Genomic DNA, 14,238 nt, shown 5'->3' with positions numbered 1-14,238 from the left:
ACCGGGATCATGAAACGGGATGGTGGCTTTGCTGAATACATTGTTTTTCCTGAAACGCATCTGCATAAGTTTAATAAATTATCGTTTGAGGAAGCTTCATTGATTGAACCAACAGGAATAGCGTTAAACGCGGTAATTAGAGGGGGGGTTACTCCTCTGGATAATGTACTTGTTATCGGGCCGGGTCCGATCGGCCTGCAGACAGCCCAGATTGCCAAAAAAGTTTTTGGGGCGAAAAAAGTTATTCTCTCCGGTACAAGGGACGAGAGATTAGGCAGGGCTAAAACTTATGGCCTCGACGGAACCATTAATATTTATAAGGAAAACCTGAAAGACCGGGTTACCGAAATCACAGAGGGGAAAATGATCGATGTTGTTATTGAAACATCGGCAGGAATAGATGTCTTTAAAGAAATAAAAGAGATAATCAGGCCATTCGGACGGGTTGTGGTGATCGGTTTTTTCGGATCGAAAAAGCCGGAAATTGACTGGGATGTCTTTTCTACAAGGGACATAACAATAATAGGAGCTCTCGGAAGTCCCGGCATTTGGGATAATGTAATTGAAATGCTTGAATCGGGTAAAATTGAGACCAAATCACTTATTTCACACACAATGAAACTGGAAGACTTTGAGAAAGGGATTGACACGATGGTAAACAGAAAAGAAAATGCCTGCAAGGTTATCCTGATCCCATAATTTTAGCAGGGTAATCAAATATTTATATGGATTTGCACTTATATAAAGGAATTTCCAACATTATTTTATAATAATGATATTTTTCGCTGAAGGTAAAGCAGATTTGACAATTGAAAAGCAAGATATTTCGAAGCTGCTCGAAGTGATGTTGGGCAAGCTTGAAAATCTGAAAAGGGTATTGATCCTGCCACCCGATATTACACGTTTCTATTCGTATGCAGGAGAAATTACCTGTATGCTATATGAAAGACTAAAAAGCAAAACCTATATTGAGATTATGCCGGCAGTCGGAACGCATTTCCCTATGACAGCACATGAGTTAAATACCATGTATCCTGGGATACCTCATGAACTTTTTAAACGGCATGACTGGAAAAATGATATCGTTAGAATTGGCACAATTCCTTCTGAAATTATTAAAAAGCTTACAAACGGGCTGGTTGATTTTCCCCTCTATTGCGAAATAAATAAAACGATTATTGAAGGCAGATGGGACCAGATTATTTCTGTCGGACAACTTGTTCCTCATGAATTGGTAGGAATTGCCAACTACAATAAAAACCTGTTCATCGGCGTTGGAGGGAAAGATATTATCGATAAAACACACTTTATTGGGGCCAAATATGGCTCTGAAAAGCTTATAGGGCATGTAAGCTCCCCGGTAAGAAAAGTACTGGATTACATGAGCGAGCATTTCACATCCCAATTGCCTATTTCATATATTCTAACAGTCAGGGGTATGGATGACAAGGGACGGATTGTTTCCAGAGGGATATTTGCCGGGAATGATGTGGAATGTTACCTGCAAGGCGCGGCACTTTGCCAGCAGGTGAATATTAACCTGTTGGACAAAGAGTACAATAAAGTGGTTGTTTACCTCGATCCAGAAGAATTCAAATCAACCTGGGTAGGTAATAAAGCCATATTCAGGACCAGGATGGCTGTTACCGATGGGGGCGAACTGATTGTCCTCTGCCCCGGAATTAACACTTTTGGCGAAGATCCCACCAACGATCTTATTATTCGTAAATATGGTTATCAAAATGGCGATAACCTGTTAAGGGCTTTTAACGAAAATGGTGATTTGGATAAGCATATGACACCTTTATCACATCTTCTGATCAGTTCTGCGGAAAACCGGTTTAAGGTAACTTACGGTGTAAAAAACATTTCCCAAAAAGAAATAGAATCTGTTCATTGCAATTATGCTGATTATAATGAATTAGAAAAAATATATAACCCTTTCAGATTGATGGATGGTGAAAATGTAATGCCAGATGGTGAAGTAATCTATTATGTATCAAAACCGGCCCAGGGTTTATGGGCAGAAGTTAATAAATTCAATAGAAACGATAGAAATGATTGAAGGAATGGAACATGTGGCACTAAGTGTCTCAAATTTAGAAAGATCAATAGATTTTTATTCTAAGAATTTTGGGTTCGAATTACTCCGGGTTATTAATGGAAATGAATTACTTGGTAAAGTTGTTGGCATGTTAGGATGTGTTGCCCGCATTGCTCATCTGAAGTCCGGAAACAATGCGCTGGAGTTGTTTGAATATACAGTACCAAAAGGAAAGGTAATACCAGAAGACCGTAAACAAGCTGATAAAGGGTTTAGTCACCTTGGTTTCCGCTCGTCAGATGTTAGAAAGGACTATGAAATGCTAAAAAATGAAGGGGTGCGTTTTATCAGCGAACCGGTAGAATTCAGAAATAATGTTTGGTTATGCTATTTCTACGGTCCCGACGGTGAGGTAGGTGAAATTCGTGAAAGCGAACAACTATTTATCAATAAGTGGGATTAATGATAATAGAGATTATTACAGTAAATATTTTTGGAATATTTACTGCAGAATGGACCGGAGTTGGAGCAAAGCCAAAAAGAATGATGCCAATTGGGATCATTCTGTTAGTTGCAGCAATTATCATGCTTGGATTGTCAATGAGCTTTTCTTGAACAAGCCTATTTCCCCCTTTGAATAAATAACTGAGAAAGGGCAATCATCTTTGAGTTTTCAATGTGTTTACTCATCATTTCTTTAGCAAACACTATATCACGTCGGCAAAGCGCATCAATTATTTCGATATGTTCTCTAATCGTTGATTCTTTCGTTTCCTTTTGCACGAAACCCAGTCCCCTGAAACTTTGAATTAGCCGGGAAAGTTGGTTTAACATATCAATTAACCTTTTCTTACCGGATGAATTAATAATGTAAGAATGCAGTTTTGCATCTAAATCTGTTTGAAGCTGAATATCTTCATTATTGGTGTTCTCAATTATCTCCTTTTTTAATTCCATGAGTTTTTGTAAACTAAGATTCTTTAAAGAGATTTCAAGGCACAATAATTCAAGAGACTTTCGAATTTCGTAAATTTCTTCTATCTCATCAGCTGAGAAAGGCAACACCTCAGCTCCCTTATTTGGAAAAATCTTAATAAGTCCATCCTGTTCAAGCTGTTGTAATATCGATCGAATTGGAGTTCTACTGGTATTAAATTCTGTTGCAAGAGACTCTTCTTTGAGTCTCTTGCCTACAGTATATTCTCCAGCGATAATCCGATTAAATAATATTGTATAAATATCAGTCATACTAATTGTTCTGATTCATTAAAGGATTCAAGTATACAAATATATTAAAAAATTTAATTCATATTGTGTACAAATAAGCTTAATATATTTAATAATACAAATATAAATATTGGTATAAGCGCATAAGCCGCCCGTTTTTAATTGTTGATTTACAGTTGTTTATAAAATATGGATTATGATTTTTACTGGTCAAATAACAAATCATCCCTATTCTATGTGAAAAACAATTATATATATTTTCGTAAATAATAGTATATCAGATACATAACAGAATTGCAACAAATATATTTGGGCGATCTAAACGCTTATACCAATATAAATAATATATTTGTATACAATAATAATATTTGGCTTTAGCACAATTTTAAAGAAACATATCTATAATAGAATAACTCAAACAAAAATCCAGTTATGAAAGAACATATTTTGAAAAAAATGTTTTCCCTGGATGGGAGGGTAGTTGTACTAACTGATGCGGGAGGAACTCTTGCCGGAGAAATAGCAAGTACAGTAGCCCATCTTGGAGCCAGTGCTGTCATCTTGGATTTTTCTCAGGAATCAGCAAACACAACAGCATAACGGATCAAAGAAGAAGGAGGTGAATCGTCTAGTTTTGTTACAGGTTCAGTGATTACTGTGGATGGTGGTTTTGATGCATTCAGCGAAATATAAGCATTAATGCCAGGTTATACAATAACATTTTAGGAAGAACTAAAAAAATAATAGTATGAAAATAATACGTTATCTTGACTTTAAGGGGGATATTGGTTTTGGGTACTTTGCTGAAAATAAGAGGGTATATAAAATCATCGGAGATATCTTTAGCGATTATAAAACAACTCTGGCGCCAGTCCCGGTAAAAAAGGTCTTGTCCCCTATCATGCCATCCACAATATTATGTATAGGCCTAAATTACCGTTATCATGCGAAAGAAAGCGGGATGAACATACCCGATTATCCTATATTGTTTTTAAAAGCGTTAAATGCCGTTCAGAATCCCGGAGACCCAATTTTTTTACCCCGCCAATTGGAAAGTAAGGAAGTAGATTATGAAGGTGAGTTAGCTGTAATAATTGGCAAAGAATGCAAGAATGTTAGCAAAGAGAAAGCTTTAGAGTACGTTTTTGGATATACCTGCGCAAACGATGTGAGCGCCCGGGATTGGCAATTTAAGTATGGAGGCGGACAATGGTGCAAGGGTAAAACTTTTGACAGTTTCTGCCCATTAGGCCCCCACATTGTTACGACTGATGAAATTAAAGCCCCGAATTCATTAAAAATAAGGACAATCTTAAACGGAGAAACTGTTCAAGAGGGGAATACTGATGACATGATATTCAATGTTGCGGCATTAATTGAATTCCTGAGTGGAAGCACTACGTTAAAACCTGGGACAGTCATTTTAACCGGGACTCCCCATGGTGTTGGAATGGCATCGGATCCACCAAGATGGTTAAAGACAGGCGACAAAATAGTGGTCGAAATAGAAAAAATTGGGCAGTTAATTAATACAGTGGAAGAAGAAAAATAAATTATTGTTTTTCCGGTAAAACGCAGGTTCTGAGAATAGCGTATGCAAAATATGCAAAGCTACTGGTTGGATGGTATCTCATTCCGGCACTATATCCGGCACTATATACTGTATTATTATTAAGTTAATGAAGTATTGAATGACAAGGCAACTATTCTGAAAGAATAAAAGTAACACTATGGCTACAGCTATTAAAATGCCCCGGCAGGGACAATCTGTTGAGACCTGTATTATTGGTGAGTGGTACAAGAAGGTCGGAGACCAGGTGAAGGTTGGTGACATTCTGTTTTCCTACGAAACAGATAAAGCTTCATTTGAAGAAGAAGCAAAAGAAGATGGCGAATTACTGGCCATTTTTTTCAAGGAAGGCGATGAAGTTCCTGTGTTGACCAATGTCGCTGTCTTAGGTAAATCAGGTGAAACCATTGATGAAATCGGGCAAGGAAGTGAAGGAGAGGCTACTCCTTTTATATCAGAAAAAACAGCACGATTAGGAAGGACTTCTCCCAATGAGGAAAATAAAGACGCTGTTTTAATTGAAAAGCAGGAGGGTAAGGTTAAGATTTCGCCCCTTGCAAAAGTGATGGCCGAGAAACAGGGAATTTCTTATGATAAAATAAAAGGCTCCGGTCCGCATGGACGCATCATTGCGCAGGACATTAAGATGGCTGCAGAATCGCTTTCAAAAATGAGACCATGGCCCCAGGAAAGAGCAAAGGAGGAAGAATTGACTTTTCCCGAGGCAACAATTGATAATAGTGGTTGTTTCAGTTACGATAATTTGACTACTTACAACCCGGTTTATGGTGACGATTTTGAGGTAAGAAAACTCACTAATATACGTAAACATATTGCCAGGGCGATGCAACAGTCGCTTCAAAATTCGGCTCAACTTACTCATCACATGAGCGCCGATGTCCGGAAAATCATTGCATTACGCAAATTCTATAAAAAGAAAATGGAAAGTGGAGAAATTTCGCAAAATATTACCATTAACGATTTGGTTTGTTTTGCAGTGATAAGGGCATTGAGAAAATTTCCGCAGGTCAATATTCAATTAATTGGCGACAGCATGCGTTGGTTCAAAAAAATACATTTGGGATTGGCTGTTGATACCGAACGTGGTTTGATGGTTCCGGTTGTTAAAAATGCAGATGACCTTTCCATTGAAGGACTTTCTTCGCAATTGTCAAATGTGGCAGCCCAATGTCGGAAAGGAAGTATTGATACTGAACTATTAAAGCCGGAAGCAGCAAGCTTTACCGTTTCTAACTTAGGAAACTATGGGGTGGAATTTTTTACGCCGATAATTAACCTTCCACAAATAGCAATCCTTGGGGTAAATACGATTATTAAAAGGCCAGCAGAAATGGAGGATGGTACTTTGGGATTTCTTCCATTTATTGGTCTTTCTCTGACATATGATCACCGGGCCCTTGATGGAGGTACTGCAACTCTATTTTTGAAGGAAATCAAATATGAAATAGAAAACCTGTCAATAATTATGATCTATAATTAACTTGGATATAAATAAATTTTTGGATATGACGTAAGAGTCAATTGAAACATTATGAAAAAAGAAATAATACTAAATCAACTGAGCAGAACAGACTGGAAAAGTGAATTTAAGGATTTAAGGGGAATCGATGCCAACATACTTTCCAGGATGCTTTTCGATATCCGTGTAATTTCCAATTTTGAAGAAGCGATTCTGGCTTTAAAAAATGATGATTGCGTTTGGGGACCAATACATACCAGTATTGGTCAGGAGGCAATTGCAGTTGGCACAGTTGCTGCACTTAAGCCCTCTGATAAGTTCTTCGGAACTCACCGTTCACACCATCAGTTTCTTTCCAAAGCCCTGCAATATGCGGTTGAAAGTGATTGGAACCCTGCAATAAATGCTGTCTCGGTTGAGGCAGAGACTGTTGTCCTAAGGACACTTGCAGAGATCATGGGATTATCCGATGGGTTTTGCGGTGGACGCGGTGGATCGATGCACCTTAGGTGGAAGGAGGCCGGATTCTTTGGATCGAACGCCATTGTTGGAGGTGGTATTCCTTTGGCAACAGGAGCAGCTTTTTCCGAAAAATTCAAAAAGACCGGGAATATTGTTGTCGCCTTTTTTGGTGATGGAGCCATTAACCAAGGGGCCTTTCATGAGGCATGTAACCTAGCCGGACTGTGGAAGCTTCCTGTCATTTTTTTCCTGGAAAACAATGAGTATGCCGTTGGGACCTCCATTAAAGATTCTTGTGCAATCAGTGATTTGTCCATTCGTGCAGCTTCCTACGGGATGGATGCCCATATTGTACAAGGCCACGATATTGTTGCTATATACGAATTGGTCAAAGATGTAGCAAAAGGAATACGGGAGGGTGGAAAGCCCTGCATGATAGAGGCAAAATGCTATAGGCGCTACCACCATTCGGGGGACCAGCCGGGAAGTGCATTTAAATATAGGAGCAAGGAAGAAGAAGAAAACTTTATGAAAATGGAGGTTGTCGCCCGGTTTCCCGAATTATTACTGGAGAAAAAGATACTGAGTAAAAAAGAGATCGACCATATATCAAAACTTGCCGCCGAAGTGGTGGAAAAGGCGGTGGATTATTACACCATGAAAGGAAAGCCACGCCAGGTAAAGACAGAATACTTTCCATCTTCCTCTTCAGCATCACTAGGAACACGAAGCGACGGTACCGAATTTCAAAAGATCACTTTCTCCGAAAGGAATGATTTTTATGACTTCGAAGAAATGAGATACTCCGATTCGATTGCAGCAGTTACGGGCAGGTGGCTTGAAAAATATCCCGATACGATTGTGTTGGGGGAAGAAATCGCCAATTTCGGCGGAGGGGCCTATGGTGCAACCAAGGGATTGTCGGCAAAATACCCTGACCGTGTCCTTAATACCCCTATTTCCGAAGCAGGGTTTACTGGCCTTGGTCTTGGAACTGCCATGTCTGGCATGAGGACCATCGTTGAGATTATGTTCCCCGATTTCTCCCTGGTGGCGGCAGACCAGATCTTCAACCAGATCGGGAAAGCACGGCATATGTATGGCAATACCACAAACATCCCGCTGGTGTTGCGTACCCGGATTGCTATTGGTTGCGGGTACGGGGGGCAGCATTCGATGGACCCGGTAGGATTGTATGCCCTGTTCAGTGGCTGGAGGATCGTAGCTCCTGCCAATGCTTTCGATTATGTGGGACTGTTCAACACCGCCATGCAATCAAATGATCCGGTGCTTATTATAGAACACAATGCTTTGGATATCCGGAAATTCCCTGTGCCGGCCGATAACCTCGATTATTTTATAGAGTTTGGTAAGGCCAGACTTATAGAAGAAGGTAAGGATGTAACACTTATTGCCTACGGTTATATGGCGCTCAGGATTGAACAATTAAATCCAAAATTTATAGAATTAGGCATTTCCGTTGACATGATCGACCTGCGCACAATTGATCTTCCTTCACTTGATTTTGATACCCTCGGCAGGTCCCTGAAAAAAACTGGTGTAGCGGTCATCATCGAAGAAGCGCCGACCAATCTTTCCATCGGGGGGAAGATCGCAGCCGAGTTGACAGAGCGTTTTTTCGACTATTTGGACAGTCCGATTATGCGCTTAAGCTCTCTTGATGTGCCAAACTCAGTTTCAAGAGTATTGGAACAATCAGCCATGCTCGATGATGAAACTATTATTCAAAATACGATCCTGGCGGCGAAACGTCAATGGAAATAAATTATTATAGTTGAGTTTGAGGTTCGACTTTTTGCAAAAGCAAACTTGTTATTGTACCTAAAAAATAGTGATAAATAAATCAGATCAAAAATCATGAACGAATTTAAAACATTTAAAAATTACGTCAATGGGCAATGGATTGGCCCAGCTTTAAATGAAACATTTGAGCAAAGGAACCCTGCAAAACTGTCTCAGGTCACGGGAATTTTTCCACTTTCATCAAAAGAAGATACCTTACTTGCAATTGAAGCTGCCCAGTCTGCTTTTACCGCATGGAAAGCGCTTTCACCTATTGCCAGGGGAAAATATCTTCACAAAGCTCTTGCATTAATGACCGAAAGAAGAGAAGATATCGCCGGAATTATTACCCAGGAAAACGGGAAAATAATTACCGACTCACTGGGAGAGATTGATTCAGCGATTGCTGAAATGGATTTTCAGATTAATCAGGGATTGCGATTGTTTGGGGAAACAATTCCAGTAAGTCTAGATGGGGTATTTGCATACACATTAAAAGAGCCATTGGGTGTGGTTAGCATTATCTGTCCATGGAATTTCCCGTTTAATGTGGCGGTAAGAAAGTGCATTCCAGCCATGATGGCGGGGAATACCTGTATTTTCAAACCTGCCAGTTTAACTCCTCAAACCGGTTATTTGTATGCAAAATTATTTGATGATGCAGGCTTGCCTGCAGGTGTCTTTAATATGGTAACTGGTTCTGGTCGCGAGGTGGGAAATACACTCGTTACAGATATCCGTATTAAAGCTATTTCCTTTACCGGGTCAACAGAAGTAGGGATGGGAATTCATCAAAAAGCAGCAATTAACGGAACCCGTACGCAACTTGAATTAGGAGGCAAGAACGCCGCATTAATATTGGAGGATGCAGATATTGATTTGGCAGTAAAAGCGATTGTAAGAGCTGCATTTGCCTGTTCAGGCCAGTGGTGTACATCAACAAGCCGGGCCATTGTTGTAAAAAAAGTGGCCGTAGAATTTACCCAAAAGCTGATCAAAGAGACAAAATCTATTGTAGTTGGAGATGGTTTCGATGCCAGTGTAACAATGGGACCTGTTTGCGGTACAGACCAGGTTAAAACTATTCTGGAATATATTGAAATTGGTAAAAAAGAGGGAGCCAAATTATTGGCTGGTGGAAATAAGATCGATCATGGAATTTTTCAGGATGGTTGTTTTATTGAACCTACCATTTTTGGTTCTGTGAAACCAAACATGAGAGTTGCACAAGAGGAAATCTTCGGGCCTGTGCTATCTGTCATCGTGGTTGACTCATTGGACGAAGCTATTCAGGTTGCCAATGACAGTAAGTTTGGACTGAGCTCATCGGTATTTACCAATAACCTTAACCATGCCATGAGATTCGTCAGGGAAACGGCAGTTGGGTTTACTCATGTGAACCTGATGACATCCTTAAAGGAGCCACAATTACCTTTTGGGGGAATAAAAGAATCCGGGATTGGCCTCCCGGAGGCAGGAAAAAGTGGATTAGATTTTTTTTCTAACAACAAAAGTGTCTATATCAAATATTAAGAATACTAAATAACAACGCATTGTTTATCAATATATTATAATGCACTATTTTTGAAAATAGATATATTTCTTAATTACAAGTTAAATTAAAAGGAGAATTAAAAATGGCTAAATTAAAATTACTTGAAGACAAAGTTGCAATAGTAACCGGTGCAGGTTCCGGCATCGGCTATTCTATTGCTTCTGAATTTGCAAAAGAAGGTGCCAAAGTAGTACTTGCTTGTCGTGCCGAAAAAGGCGAAATTGCGCTGGCCAGAATCAAAGAAGAAACCGCTGGCGCAGAGATCTTACTGGTTCCAACCGACGTTAGTAAAGAGGAGGATATCTTGAATTTGGTTGCCCAAACCGTCAAGGTATTCGGTCAGGTTGACATTTTGGTCAATAATGCTGCCAGAATTCTGCAAAGACCAGCAGTTGAGATGACCACTGAAGAATATGAAGTGCTTATGAGAAATAATGCTACAAGCGTAGTCATTTCTTGTCGAGAAGTCGCAAAACAGATGATTCGGCAAAAGAGGGGTGGAAAAATTGTGAATATCTCCAGCATTCATGCGATGATTAGCGAACCAAATTGTTCAGCTTATACTGCGGCCAAGGGAGCAATGGAAGCTTTTAGCCGTACTCTTGCGACTGAATTAGCCCCTTATAAAATAAATGTAAATTGTATTGAGCCGGGTGCGACTTACAGTGAATTGACAACACCTATGTACACCAAATCTGTTGTTGAAGCGCTTTACAAACGTGTTCCGATGAAAGAAATAGCCCAGCCGGAGTGGATTGCCCGGGGTGTGGTATTTCTTGCCAGCGATGAAAGCCGATACATGACCGGCGAAGTTTTGGTAATGGATGGTGGATACAGAATGGATGGTTCTTTGCCGGATGCTACCTATTGGGAAGAATAAATTATAATATTAAGTTGAAAAAGATGATTCATTTTTAGTTAAACCTATGGAAACTTCAATTCTATTCGGAATCCTTATCACCGGAGTATCGGGACTCATAATGGGGGTGAGCCCCGGTCCCCTGAAATTTCTGAAACAGTTCAAATATGAGCAATTCGGCTTTATCTCTATGCTCGTAGCTCTTCTACTTATCCCGTGGGCTATTACTTTTATTTTATGCCCTGATATTTTTACAATTATTTCGGAAATTGATAAAGGGATACTTCTAAAAGCGAATCTCTTTTCGCTGTGCTGGGGAATTGCCCAAATTTTGGCAATGCTTTGTTTTATACGGCTTGGCGTAAGCCTGACTTATGGTATCCTATGTGCGATTGGTGCAAGTGTTGGGGTGATTACCCCAATGATATTTAAAGCATCTGGTATCTTCTCCGAAGCTCCATCTTTGGTATCTCAAGCCGGATTAACGATCCTTTTCGGAGTTGCTGTTATGATAATAGGCGTATATTTCAGCGCTCTTGCCGGTCTGAAACGCGAAAAATTAACCCGGGAGCAGGGTATTGAGAAAAAAACAGGCTCGGTTGCCATTGGTTTAATTATGGTTGTTCTTGCCGGGTTTCTGTCCACCGGTTGGGGTTTTGCATTTACCTATAGTCAGGATTCCATTTTTGAGGTCATGGCTTCGCACGGTGTGCCTGATTTCACTGCAAAAATAGCGCTATGGGCTATCGTTTTATTTGGTGCAGCACTGATCAATATCCTTTACCCCGCATATCTTCTTACAAAGAACAAATCCTGGCATATTATTCCTAAAAACTCTAAAGATATTTTTCTTTCTGCAGTTTATGGCTTGCTTTTTTTTACCCCCAGTGTCCTTTTGGGCAAAGGAATGTTGTTGCTCGGTGCCCTCGGCGCCTCTGTAGGATGGGGAATCAACCAGGGTCTTGTTATTATTGGTGGTCAAATTCTTGGCTTTACAACTGGAGAATGGAAAGGCGTCAGGGGTAAACCCAGAAAATACATTTACATTGCCATCACGATTCTTATTGTCTCAATGATGATTATAGCAACCGGCAATATGCTTTCGTAAGCTATTAAAATAAAAAAGGGTAATAATGAGAATAGATTCAGAACGCATAAACAGAAATAGTTCAGGGTTGAACAAAAAAGGGCTTGATGCCTTAATTTGTCGTTTACCTGAAAATGTCCTATTTCTTTCAGGATGGTGGCCTCTGACAGGTACAAGTTGGGCCATATCAACTGCTGATGGACGAACGCACATAATTCTACCCAAGTGCGAGGCAATCGAAGCACAGGCTGATGGTATCACCGATTTTTCCACCTTTGAATGGGCACATTTAGAGGCTCATTCACTTGAAGAAATAAAAAAAATTGTCAAACACGTTGCAATAGAATTTGGTATTGAAAAGGGGCATATCGGGATAGAAGAAAATTTTGAAGGCATTGCCCCCCCACTCAATATTGGCGAACCCTCTGTCCCGGGATGGTGGTCTAAACAACTGCTTATGGAATTTCTTCCAAATGCAAAGTTTTCAAATGCTTCGGATCTTTTAGATGAATTAAGATCGGTAAAGACTCATTCCGAACTTGAAAAGCTTCGTATCGCAAATGAAATTGCAGGTTTTGGTCTCGAAACCTTTAGGGCCAATGTTAAACAAGGCATTCCAGAAATAGAGCTTCTTGCATTGGTTGATGGTGCGATAGCCGTTAAAGGGAGCGGGTACAAAGGAATAAAATCAGCTCGCGGGTTCGCCCAGGTATCATCAGGACAAAGAACAGAAAAAGCTTGGAGACCTTGCCTGATTACGTCCAATCGAATATTGCAAAATGGAGATATTGCTTTACTTGAATTAGCTGTTGTTGCAGATGGTTTTTGGGCTGACAATACAAGGGTAGTTGTAGCGGGTGGGCCTGATAAAAAACAGCAGGAAATATATGCGGTTGTCCGTAAAGCCCAATTGGCTGCAAAAGAAGCTATTAGACCGGGGATAAAAATGTCGGCAGTCGATAAAGCTGCGCGTGATGTCATAAATGAAGCCGGCTATGGCAAATATTTTATTCATATCACGGGGCATGGTGTTGGATGGAGATACCATGAATTTCCCCCTTTACTTGCTCCCGGAAACGAAACCTTACTTCAGGAAGGGATGGTAACATCGGTCGAACCAGGTATTTACATCCCGGGTTTTGGCGGATTCAGGGTAGAGGATAATGTCGCCGTTACAAAAGATGGAATTATGGAGTTAAGTACTTTTAACAGAGATCTTTAAAAATGGAAAATAAAATATTGGAGAAGATGTTTTCCCTGCAGAACAAAACTGTTGTTCTCACAGGCGCCGGCGGGATCTTAGTGGGTGAAATGGCGCTCGTTCTCGCTCAATGTGGCGCAAATGTCGCATTACTCGATATTTCAAAAGAATCAGCTGATAGAGTCGCTAAAGAAATTAAGGATAAAAACGGCGAAGTACTTTCTCTTCAAGCCAACGTATTGGACAAAGATAGCCTTCAGAGCGCTTGTAACCAGATTATTGATAAATATGGGAAAATTGATTGTTTAGTGAATGGCGCCGGTGGGAACATATCGGATGCAACTACTTCTGACACTCTTTCATTTTTCGATATCCCAATTGAAATAGAAAAACAGGTAATGGATCTTAATTTCATTGGGACGATGCTTCCATGCAAGGTTTTTGGGAAAGAAATTGTGAAACTGGAACAAGGATCCATTGTCAATATCGCCTCAATTGCCGGTTTTAGACCGCTTACGCGTGCCGCAACTTATGCAGCAGGAAAAGCCGCAGTAATTAATTTTACGAAATGGCTTGCTGTTCATATTTGTCAACATTATTCTCCTGGTATAAGAGTGAATGCCATTGCTCCAGGTTTTTTTGCAACGCAACAAAATAAGTATCTCCTGTTTGACGAAAACGGTGAATTGACTGGGAGAGGACATGCTATTCTTAACCAGGTTCCACAAAATCGTTTTGGTAAACCAACAGAACTAGCTGGTGCTTTGATTTGGCTTCTGAGTGATGCTTCATCTTTTTGTACCGGAACTGTTATAAATGTTGATGCAGGTTTTGATGTATTTGCAGGTGTTTAGTTTAACATCCGTAAAGGTGAGAAATAAGAGTTGAAAATAGCGCATAAATACTGTGCCTTCGGGTATACGTGATTAACTGAAAGAAAATACAAAAAC

At 40.1% G+C, this 14,238-nt stretch carries 14 protein-coding genes; 13 read left to right on the top strand and 1 reads right to left on the bottom strand.

The features are described from left to right. From M0R21_11565 to M0R21_11550, 4 genes are all read left to right on the top strand, one after another. The coding region (locus M0R21_11565) for a zinc-binding dehydrogenase (GenBank protein MCK9618456.1) at positions 1-699 on the top strand (699 nt) is incomplete at its 5' end. A 73-nt stretch (positions 700-772) separates the two neighbouring features. Then, positions 773-2,065, top strand: a complete 1,293-nt coding sequence (locus tag M0R21_11560) for a lactate racemase domain-containing protein (GenBank protein ID MCK9618455.1) — start codon at positions 773-775, stop codon at positions 2,063-2,065. Next, on the top strand, positions 2,058-2,507 hold the full coding sequence (locus M0R21_11555) for a VOC family protein (protein MCK9618454.1): 450 nt from the start codon (positions 2,058-2,060) through the stop codon (positions 2,505-2,507). The genes M0R21_11560 and M0R21_11555 overlap by 8 nt, the downstream gene beginning before the upstream one ends. Further along, complete coding sequence (locus M0R21_11550; GenBank protein ID MCK9618453.1) at positions 2,507-2,659, top strand: hypothetical protein; 153 nt, start codon at positions 2,507-2,509, stop codon at positions 2,657-2,659. The genes M0R21_11555 and M0R21_11550 overlap by 1 nt, the downstream gene beginning before the upstream one ends. A gap of 6 nt (positions 2,660-2,665) precedes the next feature. On the opposite strand, the gene M0R21_11545 is transcribed toward M0R21_11550, so the two are convergent. Then, a complete protein-coding gene (locus tag M0R21_11545; GenBank protein ID MCK9618452.1) occupies positions 2,666-3,292 on the bottom strand; it encodes a GntR family transcriptional regulator in 627 nt (208 codons plus the stop codon). A gap of 411 nt (positions 3,293-3,703) precedes the next feature. On the opposite strand from M0R21_11545, the gene M0R21_11540 reads away from it, so the two are divergent. The 9 genes from M0R21_11540 to M0R21_11500 all read left to right on the top strand — a co-directional run bounded on the left by M0R21_11540 (position 3,704) and on the right by M0R21_11500 (position 14,142). Beyond that, positions 3,704-3,871, top strand: coding sequence for a hypothetical protein (locus M0R21_11540; GenBank protein ID MCK9618451.1), 168 nt, complete (start codon positions 3,704-3,706; stop codon positions 3,869-3,871). Between the two features lie 148 nt (positions 3,872-4,019). Further along, the gene (locus M0R21_11535) at positions 4,020-4,823 is read left to right on the top strand and encodes a fumarylacetoacetate hydrolase family protein (GenBank protein MCK9618450.1); all 804 of its coding nucleotides are present in this window, start codon (positions 4,020-4,022) and stop codon (positions 4,821-4,823) included. 178 nt (positions 4,824-5,001) lie between these two features. Then, on the top strand, positions 5,002-6,342 hold the full coding sequence (locus M0R21_11530; protein ID MCK9618449.1) for a 2-oxo acid dehydrogenase subunit E2: 1,341 nt from the start codon (positions 5,002-5,004) through the stop codon (positions 6,340-6,342). Between the two features lie 51 nt (positions 6,343-6,393). Then, the gene (locus M0R21_11525) at positions 6,394-8,568 is read left to right on the top strand and encodes a thiamine pyrophosphate-dependent enzyme (protein MCK9618448.1); all 2,175 of its coding nucleotides are present in this window, start codon (positions 6,394-6,396) and stop codon (positions 8,566-8,568) included. Positions 8,569-8,661: 93 nt separating this feature from the next. Continuing rightward, positions 8,662-10,119, top strand: coding sequence for an aldehyde dehydrogenase family protein (locus tag M0R21_11520; protein ID MCK9618447.1), 1,458 nt, complete (start codon positions 8,662-8,664; stop codon positions 10,117-10,119). Positions 10,120-10,223: 104 nt separating this feature from the next. After that, positions 10,224-11,021: an SDR family oxidoreductase gene (locus M0R21_11515; protein MCK9618446.1), complete on the top strand. Its 798-nt coding sequence runs from the start codon at positions 10,224-10,226 to the stop codon at positions 11,019-11,021. A gap of 46 nt (positions 11,022-11,067) precedes the next feature. After that, entirely contained in the window at positions 11,068-12,108 is a 1,041-nt protein-coding gene (locus tag M0R21_11510) for a hypothetical protein (GenBank protein MCK9618445.1), read from the top strand. A gap of 25 nt (positions 12,109-12,133) precedes the next feature. Then, entirely contained in the window at positions 12,134-13,309 is a 1,176-nt protein-coding gene (locus M0R21_11505) for a Xaa-Pro peptidase family protein (protein MCK9618444.1), read from the top strand. Between the two features lie 2 nt (positions 13,310-13,311). Further along, a complete protein-coding gene (locus tag M0R21_11500) occupies positions 13,312-14,142 on the top strand; it encodes an SDR family oxidoreductase (GenBank protein ID MCK9618443.1) in 831 nt (276 codons plus the stop codon). Positions 14,143-14,238: the final 96 nt, after the last annotated feature.

It is taken from the genome of Lentimicrobiaceae bacterium (assembly GCA_023227965.1).
Classification (GTDB): domain Bacteria; phylum Bacteroidota; class Bacteroidia; order Bacteroidales; family JALOCA01; genus JALOCA01.
This window is presented reverse-complemented; position numbering and strand designations above follow the sequence as displayed.

What these genes read in the sequence shown, in the direction of transcription:
- M0R21_11560 (MCK9618455.1), top strand. Translation starts at nt 773, where the DNA reads ATGATATTTTTCGCTGAAGGTAAAGCAGATTTGACAATTGAAAAGCAA.
- M0R21_11555 (MCK9618454.1), top strand. Translation starts at nt 2,058, where the DNA reads ATGATTGAAGGAATGGAACATGTGGCACTAAGTGTCTCAAATTTAGAA.
- M0R21_11550 (MCK9618453.1), top strand. Translation starts at nt 2,507, where the DNA reads ATGATAATAGAGATTATTACAGTAAATATTTTTGGAATATTTACTGCA.
- M0R21_11545 (MCK9618452.1), bottom strand. Translation starts at nt 3,292, where the DNA reads ATGACTGATATTTATACAATATTATTTAATCGGATTATCGCTGGAGAA.
- M0R21_11540 (MCK9618451.1), top strand. Translation starts at nt 3,704, where the DNA reads ATGAAAGAACATATTTTGAAAAAAATGTTTTCCCTGGATGGGAGGGTA.
- M0R21_11535 (MCK9618450.1), top strand. Translation starts at nt 4,020, where the DNA reads ATGAAAATAATACGTTATCTTGACTTTAAGGGGGATATTGGTTTTGGG.
- M0R21_11530 (MCK9618449.1), top strand. Translation starts at nt 5,002, where the DNA reads ATGGCTACAGCTATTAAAATGCCCCGGCAGGGACAATCTGTTGAGACC.
- M0R21_11525 (MCK9618448.1), top strand. Translation starts at nt 6,394, where the DNA reads ATGAAAAAAGAAATAATACTAAATCAACTGAGCAGAACAGACTGGAAA.
- M0R21_11520 (MCK9618447.1), top strand. Translation starts at nt 8,662, where the DNA reads ATGAACGAATTTAAAACATTTAAAAATTACGTCAATGGGCAATGGATT.
- M0R21_11515 (MCK9618446.1), top strand. Translation starts at nt 10,224, where the DNA reads ATGGCTAAATTAAAATTACTTGAAGACAAAGTTGCAATAGTAACCGGT.
- M0R21_11510 (MCK9618445.1), top strand. Translation starts at nt 11,068, where the DNA reads ATGGAAACTTCAATTCTATTCGGAATCCTTATCACCGGAGTATCGGGA.
- M0R21_11505 (MCK9618444.1), top strand. Translation starts at nt 12,134, where the DNA reads ATGAGAATAGATTCAGAACGCATAAACAGAAATAGTTCAGGGTTGAAC.
- M0R21_11500 (MCK9618443.1), top strand. Translation starts at nt 13,312, where the DNA reads ATGGAAAATAAAATATTGGAGAAGATGTTTTCCCTGCAGAACAAAACT.